The following is a 15,439-nucleotide window of genomic DNA, read 5'->3' on the forward strand; positions in this document are numbered from 1 at the left end:
GTGATGTGGGTTGATGGGGGGTCGGTGGGGTCGGGTTGGGTGCGGGAGGTGGTGCGGGGGCAGTCGGTTCGTGTGGTGGGGCGGTCGGTGGTGGCGTTGGCGTCGGCGGCTGTGGATGGGTGGGGGGTGTTGCGGTGGGTGGGTGAGTTGGGTGTGCCGTTGTGGGTGCGCGCGGGTGTGCTGCCGGGGTGGGTGTCGGGTGATGTGGTGGTGTTTCCGGGTGCGGCTGGTGGCCATGTGGAGTCGGTGGCCGGGGTGTCGGGGTTGTCGTCGGCGGTGATGCGGTGGCGGTTGGGCGTGGCGCTGGAGGGTGTCGCTGACTGGGATGGTGCGGCTGATTGTGTGCCTCGGGTCGGTGAGGTGCTCACGGGTGTGGGTCTGCCGTTGGTGACGCGTGATGACGCTGATGGGGTGGGGTGGGTTGGCCGGCGGTTGGGTGGGGCGTTCGTTGCTGCGGGCCTTGGTGGGTTGGGGGGGTTGGCGCCGGGTGCGGTGACGGTGGTGCGGGTGGACCGTCCGAAGGTGCCGCGTCATCTGGTGGTGGTGGCGCGTCGTCCTGATGGTCAGTTGTTGTTGGTCGAGACGCAGGCTCGACCAAGTGGGCGGATCGTTGAGTTCGAGTTGCCCAGTTCGGTGCGGGACGCAGGGGCGGTGCCGGGTCCGTTGCGTGGGGCGGTGTCTCTTGTGTTGGATCACAACCGGCGGCTTCGGCAGTGGGACATGCTCCGCATGCGGTCGAGCATCCATGGTGACCCCATCGACGTCCCACTGGTGGGTGCGTTGCTGGATTCGTCGTCGACCGTCCATACCGGCATGCGCAGCGACCAGCCGTACGCATCGACCTCCACCCACCCGAGCACCAGCGAGCGGCATGTGCAGAACTCGTCGCCTGCTACGGCCGAGGCCAGTGGCAGTGCACGGCAAGATTCATGGTTCCTCGACGGCCGAGCACTGGTTCACGATGGCCTCGAAATAGCACAGCTTGGAAAGCCGGCCGCTGCGCTGCTGGAGCTCTTTATTCGCAAATTCGGCGACCTGGTAACTCATGCCGAGATCGAGAGAGCGTATGGCGGCATAGCCTCCGCGGCCACGGCTGTCAAAAATCTTCGCCTAAAACTAGATAGCATCGAAGCGTTGGAGGGTTTGTGGAAGATAGACGTGCGTTCTCGCATGGGTTGGCGTCTTGCTGGTGGTCCGCGCGCTTCGTGGAATGTGAGGGTTCGTTCTGGTCGGGTCGGGGATCCTGCCGGTCTGGTCGCCGCTGGTGAGGTTTCCGCCGAGCCTGCGCTGGATTCGTCGCCTGCTACGGCCGATGCCAGTGGCAGTGGTCCCCAAGACTCGTGGTTCCTCAACGGCCGAATACTGCTTCACGGTGGCCGCCAAGTAAAAAGACTCCCAGTTGGGACCGCTGCTCTGCTGGATCTTTTTGTTCGCAAATTCGGCGACCTGGTAACTCATGCCGAGGTCAAGAAAGCGTATGGCGGCACACGGGACGCATCCATGGATGTTGCCTCGCTTCGCGAGAGCATAATCGGAATCCCAGCGTTGAACGGTTTGTGGGAAATAGTAGTCTTGCCTACTCGGGGTTGGCGTCTTGTTGGTGGTTCGCGCGGTTCGTGGAATGTGGGGGTTCCCTCGGAGCCGTCATCGGGCGTCTCGTACCCTCTCACGTGGATGACAGCTGACCAGCCCAGCGCCGTCCATTCCAGCCTCGACTCGGTGGTCGGCGCGTTGCTGGATCCGTCGTCGACCGCCCAGGCCGGTATGCACGTCGATCAGCCGTATGCGTCGACCTTCACCCACGAGAGCGCCGGCGATCAGCACGCGCTGGACTCGTCGCCTGCTACGGCCGATGCCAGTGGCAGTGGTCCCCAAGACTCGTGGTTCCTCCACGGCCGAATACTGCTTCACGGTGGCCGCCGAGTAAAAATGCTCCCAGTTGCGGCTGCTGCTCTGCTGGATCTTTTTGTTCGCAAGTTCGGCGACGTGGTGACCCATGCCGAGGTCAACAAAGCGTATGGCGGCACAGGAAAGGCAGCCCTAAATGTCGCCGCGCTTCGCGACATACTAGGCGGCGTCGCAGCGTTGGATGGTCTGTGGAAATTGGACTTTGTGCATCCTCGGGGTTGGCGTCTTGTTGGTGGTTCGGGCGGTTCGTGGAATGTGGGGGTTCCCTCGGAGCCGTCATCGGGCGTCTCGTACCCTCTCACGTGGGTGACAGCTGACCAGCCCAGCGCGGTCCATTCCAGCCTTCACGACGCCGCGGAGCCGCCTTCGGCCGTCCATGCCGGCATTGCCGCCGATCAGCCCCGTGCGTCGACCGTCACCGACGAAGGCGTCAGCGAGCAGCACGCGCCCGGTGTGGTTGCCGCTGGTCACGTGGCTGATGTGCCATCGGGGCCTGGTGATGCCGATGTCGAGGTGGTGTCCGCGTCGGCTGTGTCGTTGACGGGGGCCTTCGACGCTCGTGGGGGTGTCGTCGGGGCGAGTGTCGATGTTCCCGAGGGAGCGAACGCGCAGCCGGCGGAAACGATGGATGTCGACATGTCTGGGGGTGATGGGACAGGGCAGGGTTTCGACCTGTCTGACGGGGATGGGCGGGAGCGGCTGTTGCCGGTGGGTGGGCGGGTGTTGCCGGCGGCGGATGTCGGGTCGTTGATTTCCCTGCCTGGTCGTCCTGATGTTCTGATGTGGATCGATGCGGTGCCCGGGGGCGCTGGTGGTCTGTTCGAGGCGGTGTTGGCCAGCGCCACCGCGCAGGGGGTGTTCCTGCCGCCGGATTTCGTTGTCGAGTTATCCGGGTTTGTTGGCGCTCCGGAGGGTTCGACGTCCGAACGGCCGTTGGTGCAGTTGTTCCGGCGCAAGATCTCTGAGTACTTCACCGATCAGGTCGTCGCGGACCTGGCTGGTCTTGAGTATTTCAAGGGGCGCTCAGCCGAAATGTGGAGTGAGTTTAGCGTATCGCGCCCGCATGACCGCCCGGCTGATGGGAGAATCCGCGAGATCGCATTCGGCATCATCGTCCTGGGGTCCGGGTCGTATCCCGAGGTGTTGCGGGAAGCCTTGCGGGAGCCGGAATCCTGGCAGTCCCAGGCCGGCCTCGAGATGCCCTACGTCCTGGCCCGGCTTCTCAACCTCGACATTCGCATTCTCGAAAGCACCGTCGCCGGCATCGTGGATGTGACTCACGTCCCTAACCCAGGCCACCCCGCGCTCTACCTCCACCGCAACGGCTACCACTATCGGTCCCTGCGTCCGGCCGGCGTGCCGGGCATCTCGATACTCGGCGCTGACACACTCCTTCACGACGCCGCAGAGCAGTCATCGGCCGTCCATGCCGGCATTGCCGCCGATCAGCCCCGTGCGTCGACCGTCACCGACGAAGGCGTCAGCGAGCAGCACGCGCCCGGTGTGGTTGCCGCTGGTCACGTGGCTGATGTGCCATCGGGGCCTGGTGATGCCGATGTCGAGGTGGTGTCCGCGTCGGCTGTGTCGTTGACGGGGGCCTTCGACGCTCGTGGGGGTGTCGTCGGGGCGAGTGTCGATGTTCCCGAGGGAGCGAACGCGCAGCCGGCGGAAACGATGGATGTCGACATGTCTGGGGGTGATGGGACAGGGCAGGGTTTCGACCTGTCTGACGGGGATGGGCGGGAGCGGCTGTTGCCGGTGGGTGGGCGGGTGTTGCCGGCGGCGGATGTCGGGTCGTTGATTTCCCTGCCTGGTCGTCCTGATGTTCTGATGTGGATCGATGCGGTGCCCGGGGGCGCTGGTGGTCTGTTCGAGGCGGTGTTGGCCAGCGCCACCGCGCAGGGGGTGTTCCTGCCGCCGGATTTCGTTGTCGAGTTATCCGGGTTTGTTGGCGCTCCGGAGGGTTCGACGTCCGAACGGCCGTTGGTGCAGTTGTTCCGGCGCAAGATCTCTGAGTACTTCACCGATCAGGTCGTCGCGGACCTGGCTGGTCTTGAGTATTTCAAGGGGCGCTCAGCCGAAATGTGGAGTGAGTTTAGCGTATCGCGCCCGCATGACCGCCCGGCTGATGGGAGAATCCGCGAGATCGCATTCGGCATCATCGTCCTGGGGTCCGGGTCGTATCCCGAGGTGTTGCGGGAAGCCTTGCGGGAGCCGGAATCCTGGCAGTCCCAGGCCGGCCTCGAGATGCCCTACGTCCTGGCCCGGCTTCTCAACCTCGACATTCGCATTCTCGAAAGCACCGTCGCCGGCATCGTGGATGTGACTCACGTCCCTAACCCAGGCCACCCCGCGCTCTACCTCCACCGCAACGGCTACCACTATCGGTCCCTGCGTCCGGCCGGCGTGCCGGGCATCTCGATACTCGGCGCTGACACACTCCTTCACGACGCCGCAGAGCAGTCATCGAGCACCTGGAACCCATTCACGTCGGTCACCGCTGGCCACCACAACGCCCCTCACCCCAACCTCAGCCTCGACGACGCCCAGGTCCCACTCGTCGGCGCGTTGCTGGATCCGTCGCCAATCGTCCATACCGGCATGTCTACCAACCAGCAGTACGCCTCGACCTCCACCCACCAGAGAACCAGCCAGCGGCACGCGCCAGACTCATCGCCTGCGGCGGCCGAGGGCAGTTACGCAGCTGCGCACGATTCATGGGTTCTTGACAATGAAACCCTGTATCGCAACGGAATTCCAGAATTTGTTTTCACAAGAGAACAGGCTCCACTCCTTCGACTTCTTGTCGAGAAGCGCGGCACGTTGGCAACCACTGCCGAGATCAGGAGTACATATGCCGGTCGTTCTCTGCCAAGAGATGCTATAGGAAACTTGCGGAGGTCGCTGCGTTCCATCACTTCGATAGCAGATTTGTGGACGATGGAATGGAAGTCTGGCGAGGGTTGGCGTCTCGTTGGCGGTTCTGACGGTTCTTGGAATGTGCGGCTTGCCTCTGCTGCGGCCGGGGGTCTTGACGGTTCCGTTGCCACTGGTGTTATCGCCCGGGATGCCGACGCTCCTGACCAGGAGAACGTGCCACCGGACACCTTGGACACGATGGATGTCGATGTCGCCGGGGATGGCGAATTTGGCTGGATGGACAATCAGCCAGAGTGGGCCAACTCCTCGGCTTACGCCCGCGACTTCACGCAGGCGATAGCCGCTGGTCAACTGTCTACCCAGCCGGACCCCACCGCCAGCAAGGACCACACGCCGAACCCGATCCTCATCAACCCACCCCGGCCGCAATCCCGGCAACCCACCCCCGACGACGACCTGGCATCCCTGTTCGGCGACACACCGTCCACACCGCCGCACGAGCCACTACTGGCCCTGCCTGCCGCCGTGCAGTCCACTGCCCAGCCACCGCGCCGCACCCAGGTGTCATCCGGAATCAGCGCCGCCGGCAGCAGCCAGACACCGGATAGTGACGCGGCGCCGGCCGACAACGTTCAGAGCGCGGCGCCGGCCGACAACGTCCAGAGCGCGGCGCCTGAGGCAGCGAGGACCACGCGCGTTTCCGCTGGCATGAACCAGGCAGCGCTTTCTGCTGCCGGCGTGCAGCGGCCGTGGGCGAAGTGGACGGTCGGGCCGGTGGTGGTGCCGCCCGGGCGTGGCGTCGAGGTGGATCCGTCGGGGCGGGTCTACTGGCTCGGCGAGCGAGCCTCGACGGCGATGAAGAAGGAGGTGCTCGCCGCGGCAGCCGGCTTCGTTGGAGAGGTGATCTTCCTGGGCGTCCGCCCGGGTCGCGCGGCGACCGCCGATTCCCTGGCCGCTGTGCGATGCCTGGCACTACACCTGGCCCTGGGGCGACGGCCCCGCGTCGTGGTCACCCCCGCGAACATCGAGGGCCCACTCACCGAACTGTCCGAAGCTTCCAACGTCAGCATCGTTCACCCGGTTATCCCGAAGCGCTCACCCGGCCAGGTCTCGCTTGGCCAGACGTGGACGGCGAGGCTCGGCACCGACCTCGCACTGGGCGCCACCCTCACCGCAGCAGGCCTCACCAACGCGGCGCGTCAGGCAAAGGCCCAGACCGAGGTCGTCACTCCGGCCCTGCGCGAACTCCTCCTCGCGCCCGACCGCGGCGCCACCCTCACCATCCTCAACGAATACCGCCAAGAGCTGACCAGCTCAGCGGCTCGCACAGACCTCGACAAAATCGTGGACCTCGTTCAGGGCGACTCCTGGTTCACCCGCTTCAAACCCCTCTTGGGTGAGCTGGGCACACCCGATGCCGCTCCCATTGTCTTGGACTACCAGAGAGAGCTCGTCCCCGCCACCCGCAATTTCCACCTCATCACCGACCACGCCCGCTCCATCGATCCCGCCACCGACCTGCGCGTCGACCTCATCAAACAATCCGGCCATCCCGCCGACGGCGCCGACATTGCCCTACACGCGGTCGACCTTCTCTTCGTCAAGGGAATAGACACCGCGAAGGCCTACGTCCACGAACACTCCCGCCAGCTACGCAACGAACAAAAATCCGCCTGGGTGAACGCCATAGCAAAACTCGCCGTAGACACCGAACGTTCCGAAAAACGCACGGAACTGCAGGAACTCGCGAACGTGGTCATGGACTGCTAAAAACGCGGCCACCTCAGGGCAGACGCCGCCCCGGCCCGCGCTCAGCGGGTCGGGGTGGGGGTGACCGAGGCGGGGGCGCCGGCGTTCGGGTCCTGCACGATGTGGCGTTCCAGGTTGACCTGGGCCTGGCCGGTGCCGCCGACGGTGATGTCGTCGTACGCCTGGAGCATTTTCTGCTGGTCGAAGTAGAGCACTGTCATCGACAGCGGAGTCGGCTTCTCACCCTCCAGGCCGCGCAGCCCGGCCCCGCCGGTGGAGCCCTCCACGAACAGGGCGGTGGGCTGCTGGCCGGGTGCCTGCGGCAGCTTGGAGACCTGCCGGGCGTGCGTGTGCCCGGCCAGCACCAGCGGGCACGTGCCGGCGAGTGGCCCGGCCGACGCCGGGTCGTGCACGAGGGCGATGTTGACCGGCCGTGGCGAGCTGCGGACCGTCGCGGCGAGCTGGTTGCCGGCCCCGATTACCTGGTCGGCGACCTCCTGGGTCAGCCCGCTGCCGGCCGGTGAGGTGTTCTTGTCCGGAGTGAAGCGCGGGTCGCCGATGCCGGCGATGGTCAGCCCCGCCACCGTGGTCGTCGAGTTGTTGAGCACGATCGCGTTCGGCTGGCGCGCCACCGCGGCGCCGGTCTTACCCGAGTCGTGGTTGCCCCGGATGAACACGTACGGCTTCTTGAGCAGGCTGATCGAGCCGACGAACGACGCCTCGGGCTCACTGCCCCAGTCGGTGATGTCGCCGGTGTCGATGACCACGTCGATGCCGAACTGCTCCACCACCGTGCGGATCAGTTGCCAGCCCGTCGGGTTGAGGTGCATGTCGGAGACGTGCAGGACGCGCGTGGTGCCCGGCGCCGGTTCCAACACCGGCAACGCCGACACCGTCGTGTAGAGCTGGCTGACGTTGCCGACGATGCGTTGCAGCTGTTCGGCGTACTTGGTGTAGTCGTTGGCGATGCGGCGGGCGTCACCGACGATCGCCGGCGCGTTGACGAGCAGACCCTCGTAGCGCGGTTCCTCGATCGCCTGCGGGCGCAGGGTCGCGGCGGCAGTGCCGAGGCTTCCGGCGGTGACCAGCAGCGCCAAACCGCCCGCCCACGCCGTACGCCGCACGTTCCGGAAGATCAACGCCGCCAGGATCAGGGTGACCAGCACCGCCGAGCCGAGGGTCCGCAACCCGAGCCGCATCACCCCGGAGCGGACGTCCTCCACGGCGCTCTGGCTGGCCCGACTGATGCTCGCCGGATCGTCGAGCAGCGCCTCGGTGCGCCCCTGGTCCAGCGCGCCGAGTCGTACGGTGAGGTGCGTCGGCCCGCTGTGGCTGTCGATCAGCAGCGCGCCGAGCGGCGGTACGTCGATTGTCGTCCCGCCGTCGCTGGCTGGGGAGAGGGTGAGGTTGGCCCGGAACGGCCCGATGTCGGTGTTCACCCGACCGCCGGCCAGCACCCCGAGCACCGCCCCGGCCAGGGCCACCGCCAGCACGGCGAGGACCACGCCGGTGCGCCGTACCGGCCCGCCCGGGCGGCCGATCCGACGGGCCGCTGGGCGCGACGGCTCGCCGCCGGTCACCGGGTCGTCCCGGTCCTCGGCGTCGTCGTGCCGCTCGTCGCGTTGCCCGTCCATGCTGAGATTCTGACCTGCCCGTGAAGGGATCTTGGCAAACCTGGGCGGAAGGTGACGCAGCTCAGCTGCGACCGCCGTCGCCACCGGCGAAGACCACCCGCAGCAGGCGATCGTCGTCGGCCGCCGGGTCACCCCGCCCGTCGTGGTTGGAGGTGCTCACCCACAGTGAGCCGTCGGGTGCGGCGGCCACGGCGCGCAACCGCCCGTACCGGTTGGTCAGCAGCTCGCTGGGCTGCCCGAGCAGCGTCCCGGTGTCGGTCAGCTCCATCACCCAGAGCCGCTTGCCACGCAGGCAGCCGGTGACCAGCAGCCGGTCCGTCGCGGCCAGGCCGGAGCAGGACGCGTCGGACGTCGCCCACTGTGTGATCGGGTCGGTGTAGCGCTTGTCGCCGGTCCGCCCCTCGACCTCCGGCCAGCCGTAGTTGCCGCCCTTGGTGATCTGGTTGATCTCGTCCCAGGTGTTCTGGCCGAACTCGACGGCGTACATGCGCTTGGCCGCGTCCCAGGCGAAGCCCTGCACGTTGCGGTGGCCGAACGACCACACGGGCGAGCCGGGGAACGGGTTGCCCGGCGCGGGTTTGCCATCGGTGGTGATCCGCAGGATCTTGCCGCCGAGACTCTTCGTGTCCTGCGCGTTGGGCCGCTCGCCCGCGTCACCCGTGCTGACGTAGAGCTGACCGTCCGGCCCGAAGCCCAACCCGCCGCCGTTGTGCACGTTCGCCTTCGGGATGCCGGTGAGGATCGGGGTGGGCTGCCCGCCGAGTTGCAGGCGGGCAACCCGGTTGTCCTGCTCGGCCGTGTAGTAGACGAAGACCGTCCGGTCCTGGGCGTAGCCGGGGGAGACGGCGATGCCGAGCAGGCCGCCCTCGCCCGCCGCCGCCACGTCGCTGATCGTCTGCACCGCCCGGACGCGCAGCCCGTCCGGGCCGGACTCGGGGCCCACCTGGAGAATCCGGCCGCTGTCCCGTTCGGTGACCAGCGCGCCGCCGTCGGGCAGGAACGCGATGGCCCACGGCACCCGCAGCCCCTTGGCCAGGACGGTCGTCACCGCCTGCTGGCCTGCACGGCCGGGGTTCGCCGACGCCGACGGCGTCGGCAGGTTGGGCGGCTCGCCCGCCGGGTCGGGTTCCGGCTCGCCGAAACTGCAACCCGAGGCGAGCAGTAGCACCGCGCAGGACGCCGCGAGGACCGCCCGGAGGCGGTGGATGCGAGGGTACGGGGGACGGGCTCTCACCGGGCCCAGCGTAGCCCGACGGATGGCCCGGCCGGGGTGCTCCGCTGTCAGCGGGCCCGGACCGCCAGCAGCGCCGTGTCGTCCTCACGGTGGTGGATCGAGGCGAGCAGCAGGTCGCAGAGCTCGTCCAGGGGCACCGTTTCGGTGCGGGTCAACCTGCCCACCAGCTCGGCGAGGCCGTCGTCGATGGACCGGTCCCGGCGTTCGATCAGCCCGTCGGTGTAGAGCAGCAGGGTGTCTCCGGCAGCGAGGCTCGTCGAGTGGCTGGTCCGCGGGGTGGGTCGGGCCAGGCCGAGCAGCGGTTCCGGCGTCGCTTCGAGCACGTCCACCGAGCCGTCGGCGCGGACCACCAGCGCTGGCGGGTGCCCGGCGTTGCACCACGTCACCTCGCGGACACCGGAGCGCGCCGGGCTGACCCGTACCAGCGTGGCGGTGGCCGCGATGGGCAGCCGCAAACCGCGGATCGCGTCGTCCAGGTGGCTCATCAGCGCCCCGACCTGGTCGGGTCGGCCGAACGCGTTGCCGCGCACCAGGTTGCGGAGCTGACCCATGGTCGCCGCGGCCTCGATGTCGTGCCCGGCCACGTCCCCGATCGCCACGATCACGTCGCCGTCGGGCTGCACGAAGGCGTCGTACCAGTCGCCGCCGACCTCGACCCGGTCGGCCGCCGGCTGGTAGCGGGCCGCCAGTTCCAGCTCCGTCAGGATCGGCAACCGCGGCAGCATGCTGTGTTGCAGGACCTCGGCGACGTGCCGCTGCTCCCCGTACATCGAGCTGTTGCCGATGGCCTGCCCCGCCCGGCGGCCGATGTCCACGGCGGTGAGCAGGTCGCGGGCGTCGAACTGCTGCCGACCGGGACCGTTGACCAGGGTGATCGCGCCCAGCACGGTGCCTCCGACGGCCCGCACCGGCACGCTGAGGTACGAGGCGATGCCCAGCCGATCGGCGATCCCCGGTAGCTCCGGATTCATGGTGCCCCGGGCTACGTCGGCCGGCGACGCCACCTCACCGAGCCGGGGCTGGCCCGTGCGCAGCACCGTGCGGATGATCGACTCCTGGCTCAGGCCGGTGCGCAGCAGGTCGGCGAAGCGGGCGATGTCCGGCATCCGGGCCTGGTCGCGGTGCACCGCGACGACCTCGCGGGGTTGGCCCGTCGGCCCGACGAGGGTGAGCAGGCACCAGTCGGCGAGCAGCGGCACCATGGCGGCGGCGAGCCGGCGCAGCGACGTGCCCACGTCCAACGTGCCGGCGAGCGTTTCGCTCACTCCGGCCAGCAGTTCCAGGCGCTCGTGCGCCTGCACCACCCGACGACGCGCCTCCTGCGCCCCGTCGAGCGCGATCCGCAGGCGCAGCTCCGACGAGCAGGCGGCGGCCAGGTCGGACAGCGTCCGCACCTGCCCGGCGGTCCACGCCCGAGGCTTGTTGTCGATGGCGCACAACGAGCCGAGCACCCGGCCGGAGAGGTCGGTCAACGGCATCCCGGCGTACGCGACGACGCCGAGGTCGTCGATGGCGAGATTGTTCCGTACGCGGGGGTAGAGGCGGGCGTCCGGCAGCACCATCGGCACCTCGATGTCCACCACGTGCTGGCAGAACGAGTGGCTCAACGGGGTCTGCCGCCTCTGTGACCACGGCTCGGGCAGCCCCACCGCGCCCGGAAAGAACTGCCGGTCGGCGGAGACCAGCGAGACCAGTGCGACCGGCACCTCCAGCAGGTCGCTGACCAGGCGGGCGAACCGGTCGAACGCCTCGTCGGGTGCGGCGTCCAGGCCCGTGTCGGCGAGGGCACGCAGCCGCGCCGCGTCGCCGAGCACTCCGGGTGGGGTGTTCGAAGGTCGCGTGCTGGCGGGGGAGCCGTCCGTCATCGAGCACCTGTCTGCCGGGGTGGAGGACAACCGGCCCTCCAACACTCGGTTATACCTCCTCATGGCCGGAACCGAACACTTGTGCGTCGCGTCGCGCCCACCCAGCGCCGAGTTCGGTCCTCCGTGGCGCCGGTTCCCGCCGTGCCCGCGCCGGCCGTCTCGCCGGCGGCTATCGTCGGCGGACGTGAAGGTATGGATTCCGCACCCGGCCGGCCTGGACCTCGTCGGCGAGCTGCCCCCGGGCGTGACGGTGGAGGTCGCCGAGCACGCCGATCGCCTGCCGTCCGCCGTGGCCGACGTTCGTTTCTGGGTGCCGCCGTTCCTGAGCGGTTCGGACGCGACCGCGCTCCTGCGCGAGCTACCCGACCTGGCGGTGGTGCAGCTGCTCTCCGCCGGGGCGGACGCCTGGGTCGGCCGTGTCCCCGAAGGAGTCACGCTCTGCGACGCCCGGGGTGTGCACGACCCGTCCACGGCCGAGTGGGTGGTCACCGCGATCCTGGCGCAGCTACGGGCGTTTCCCGCCTTTGCCCGGGCGCAGGCACAGCGGCAGTGGGCGTACGACGGCAACGCGCCGACCGACGAGCTGACCGGCAAACGGGTGCTGATCGTCGGGGCCGGGTCCATCGGCGCGGCGGTGCGGGACCGGCTGGCGCCCTTCGGGGTGAGCTTCACCCTGGTCGCCCGCACCGCCCGACCGGAGCAGTCGGTGCACGCCGTCGCGGAGCTGCCCCGGCTGCTGCCCGACGCCGACGTGGTGGTGGTGCTGGTGCCGCTCACCGACCAGACCCGCGGCCTGATCGACAAGGACTTCCTGGCCGCGATGCCCGACGGTGCGCTGTTGGTCAACGCGGCCCGGGGCCCGGTGGCGCGTACCGAGGCGCTCGTCGCCGAACTGGCCACCGGCCGGATCTCGGCCGCGCTGGACGTCACCGATCCGGAGCCGCTACCTGCCGAATCTCCCCTGTGGACGATGCCGAACGTGCTGCTCACCCCACACGTGGGGGGATCGGTGCGAGGGCTGTTGCCGCGCGCGTACCGGTTGGTCGGCGAGCAGGTGCGACGGTTCGCCGCCGGTGAACCACTCGTCAACACGGTGGTCGACGGCTACTGAGCCGTCGGGGCGGCGCCGGGGTCGGCGAGCGGTCCCGGCTTACGCGCCGGGTGCCTCGGCGGCCTCGTCCGGCAGGGTCTGGCCGGTGGCCGAGACCAGTCGGGGCAGGTCGGTGCCGCGTACCGCCGGCAGGACGAGCTGCTGGCCGTCGTCGAGCCGGGCGACGGCCCGCCCGCGCGCGTCGGTGGCCAACTCGGCGACCCGGTCCCAGCCGATCCGGCGTTGCCCGAACAGCGCCCGCAGACGCAGCTCCCGGGAGTCGGCGTCGGTGCCGGCCCGCCAGGCCCACACCCCGACGCCGAGCGGGATGAGCAGCACCGGCAGCAGGTACGCCCGGGCGTTCGCCAGTGGCAGGGCACCGATGAAGGCGATGACCGCGGCGGCCAGGATGGCTTGGTTGAAACGGAAGCGGACCGTGTCGGGCGTACTCACCCTGCGATGATCCCACCCCTGGCCGGCAGGGGTCGCGGCGGGCGGTGCCACGGGGCCCGTACGTCGTACAGTGACACAGGTCACTGCTTCGTGCCGATGACCGACGCGTAACAAATTCGGTCGCCGGTCGTTTTCCAGTTTTGGGCAGTGGACTCGCAACCTCCGCCGTCCCACCGCTCAGCACCGCAGCACCGCCCGCACCGCCCCGTGCCCCCTCACGAAGGCGACCGCCGTGCTCCTCGCGTACCCGTTCCGTTTTCTCGTCCCCCGCCGGGCGGTCCCGGAGGCCGCCGTGTCGACGGCCGTGGCGCTGCTCGTCCTCGCCGGTGCCGCCGCTGTGGTCCCGACCCCGGTGGTGATCGCGTTGGCCGGTGGCGCGGGCGCCACCCTCGCCGGCGTCCGACTCTCCCGGCTGGCCGTGCACCGACCCGCCGACCCGCCGCCGGCCGACTCCTCGTGGCGGGTGTCGGCGATCCTGCTCGACGCCGCCGTGGTGGCGGCCGGCTGGGTCGCGGCCGTGTGGCCGCTGGTCGACACCCGGCATCGCGCGGTCGCGCTGCTCGGCTCGCTCATCGTCGCGGTCCTGTCCGTGGCCGGGCTGCGTGGGCTCTCGGCACGGACGCCCGCGCCGGCCCGACTACGGGGGTTGGTCGACGCGGCCGGCCCGACTGTCGGTCTGACCCTCGCCGGTTGGTTGCTCCTGCCCACCGCCACCCTCCCCGCGCCGGTCCGGCTGGTCGCGGCGCTAGTGCTGGCGGGCCTGGGCAACGCCGCGCTCAGCGCGTTCACCGGCCGCCGGCGGCGCTCGGGTGGCGCGATCTGCCGGGGAGGCGTCCTGCTCACCCTGGTGGGGCTGGTGTTGTTGGCGATCCTGCCGTCCGCGTCGACGGGTCGTGCGCCGCTTCTCGCGGTGCCGCCCCTGGTCCTCGGGATGCTGCTGACCGCCCTCGGCGCGACGTCAGCGGTGGCGACGTCCAGCGTCACGCCACCGACCGGTACCCCCGCCACGACCTGGCCGCGGGCGGTTCTCCCGGCGTCGGTGCTGCTGTTCGCGGCGGGCCTGCACCTAGGTTCCGGTCGTACTCCGGACCGGACGAGTCTGCTGCTCGCCCTCGCGGCGGTGCCACCTCTGGTCCTGCGGGAGCTGCTGCGTGGTGGCGCGGGCGCTCCCGAGCGGCACGCCGCACACCGCAGAGCCGCCGACCACCCGATCCGCCGCCGGGAGCCGCAACCGCACCGGCCGGCCGCGACACCGGAGTCCTGGGCTCCCGCGACCACCACGTCCGGCGCCGACGGCGTCTGGCGCGCCGATGCGAGCGGCGCCGGCGCGACGTGGCCCGACACGGGTGTCGCCTGGTCGCCGGCACACCGTCAATCCGGCGCGACCGGCGACGGGCCGGGAGATCGGGCGGCCCTGCTCGCCGCCCTCGCCGCGATCGGTGACGTGCCCGCGCCAGCTGGTGCGCTGTTGCTGGTGGAGTTGCACGGCACCGAAGGGCTGGGCCTGGTGGCCCGCGAGGACGCTCTCGCCGAGGCGGTTCTGCGGGTCCGGGCGGTCGTCGCGCCGGGCGACCTGGTGACCGGCTGCATGGGTGCCGGCTTCGCGGTGGTCACCGGCGCCGGGCCCGTGCTGGCGTACGCGTTGGGCACCCGACTGCTGACCACGCTCACCGTGCCGTACCAGCTGGCCGGTTCGGTGCTGCGCGTGCAGGCGAGCATCGGGCTGGCCGAGGTGAGTGGCGCTGGTCCGGCCGACGTGCTCCGGCAGGCCGAGCTGGCGCGGCGGCGGGCGGTGCAGCTGGGCCGGGACCGGGTCGAGTGGTACGACGCGTTCCTGGAGGAGCAGTTGGTCCGCCGGCTCGACCTGGAACGTGAGCTGCCGGGCGCGGTCGCCCGGGGCGAGTTGGACCTGGTCTACCAGCCGGTGCTCGACCTGACCGACCGGCAGCCGGTGGGTGCCGAGGCGCTGCTGCGCTGGCGCAGCCCGGTGCTCGGCACGGTGCTCCCGGCCGAGCTGCTGCCGGTCGCCGAGGACCTGGATCTGGTCGGCGAGTTGGAGTGGTGGGTGCTGGACCGGGCCTGCCGGCAGTTGGCCGCCTGGGTGGCGGGCTCCCGCGAGCTGTGGATGGCCGTCAACGTGACCACCCGGGAGTTGACCACGCCCGACTTCGTGCAGCGCGCCGCGGCGGTCCTTGCCGCGTACGGGGTGCCACCGGAGCGACTGGTGGTGGAGGTGGCCGAGCCGAGGGTCGCCGCCGACCTGTCGACGGTGGTGGCCCGGCTGGCGGGTCTGCGGTCGCTGGGCGTACGCACCGCGTTGGACGACTTCCGGGCCGAACACGCCTCGTTGGCCCAGTTGCGCCGGCTGCCGATCGACCTGCTCAAGGTGGGTCCGGAGCTGGTGGGGGCGCAGCCGGCCGGGCAGCCGCCGCTGATCGACGTGGTGGTCAACGTCGGCGAACGGTTGGGTGTGGAGATCGTCGCCGAGGAGTTGGAGTCAGCGACCCAGGTCGAGGGGGCGCAGCGGGCCGGCTGCCGTTACGGGCAGGGCTTCGCGCTGTCCCGGCCGGCGACCGCCGAGCGCGTCGAGGCGTACTTCGAGGAGTTCCCCTCCGCATACCACTGA

The 15,439-nt window shown here is 69.8% G+C and carries 7 protein-coding genes; 3 read left to right on the forward strand and 4 right to left on the reverse strand.

Going from position 1 to position 15,439, the window contains the following annotated elements; translation table 11 throughout:
* Positions 1-192: 192 nt before the first annotated feature.
* Positions 193-6,558 carry a hypothetical protein gene (locus tag ABZV06_RS17985; RefSeq protein WP_355622664.1) on the forward strand — a complete coding sequence of 2,122 codons (6,366 nt, stop codon included), beginning with the start codon at positions 193-195 and terminating at the stop codon, positions 6,556-6,558.
* A 41-nt stretch (positions 6,559-6,599) separates the two neighbouring features.
* Here ABZV06_RS17985 and ABZV06_RS17990 read toward each other — a convergent pair whose 3' ends face one another.
* The 3 genes from ABZV06_RS17990 to ABZV06_RS18000 form a co-directional block, all read right to left on the reverse strand.
* Positions 6,600-8,171: a metallophosphoesterase gene (locus tag ABZV06_RS17990; RefSeq protein ID WP_355622667.1), complete on the reverse strand. Its 1,572-nt coding sequence runs from the start codon at positions 8,169-8,171 to the stop codon at positions 6,600-6,602.
* Between the two features lie 61 nt (positions 8,172-8,232).
* Complete coding sequence (locus tag ABZV06_RS17995; protein WP_355622669.1) at positions 8,233-9,405, reverse strand: PQQ-dependent sugar dehydrogenase; 1,173 nt, start codon at positions 9,403-9,405, stop codon at positions 8,233-8,235.
* Positions 9,406-9,452: 47 nt separating this feature from the next.
* Positions 9,453-11,270, reverse strand: coding sequence for a SpoIIE family protein phosphatase (locus ABZV06_RS18000; protein WP_355232938.1), 1,818 nt, complete (start codon positions 11,268-11,270; stop codon positions 9,453-9,455).
* Positions 11,271-11,454: 184 nt separating this feature from the next.
* Here ABZV06_RS18000 and ABZV06_RS18005 point away from each other — a divergent pair, with 184 nt between their 5' ends.
* Positions 11,455-12,381 (forward strand): 2-hydroxyacid dehydrogenase, encoded by a 927-nt coding sequence (locus tag ABZV06_RS18005; protein ID WP_355232939.1) that lies wholly within the window; start codon positions 11,455-11,457, stop codon positions 12,379-12,381.
* A 39-nt stretch (positions 12,382-12,420) separates the two neighbouring features.
* On the opposite strand, the gene ABZV06_RS18010 is transcribed toward ABZV06_RS18005, so the two are convergent.
* Entirely contained in the window at positions 12,421-12,813 is a 393-nt protein-coding gene (locus ABZV06_RS18010) for a PH domain-containing protein (RefSeq protein WP_355232940.1), read from the reverse strand.
* A 232-nt stretch (positions 12,814-13,045) separates the two neighbouring features.
* On the opposite strand from ABZV06_RS18010, the gene ABZV06_RS18015 reads away from it, so the two are divergent.
* Positions 13,046-15,439: an EAL domain-containing protein gene (locus ABZV06_RS18015; RefSeq protein WP_355232941.1), complete on the forward strand. Its 2,394-nt coding sequence runs from the start codon at positions 13,046-13,048 to the stop codon at positions 15,437-15,439.

The sequence above is a fragment of the Micromonospora sp. NPDC005172 genome, from assembly GCF_040608555.1.
In the GTDB taxonomy this organism is placed as follows: domain Bacteria; phylum Actinomycetota; class Actinomycetes; order Mycobacteriales; family Micromonosporaceae; genus Micromonospora.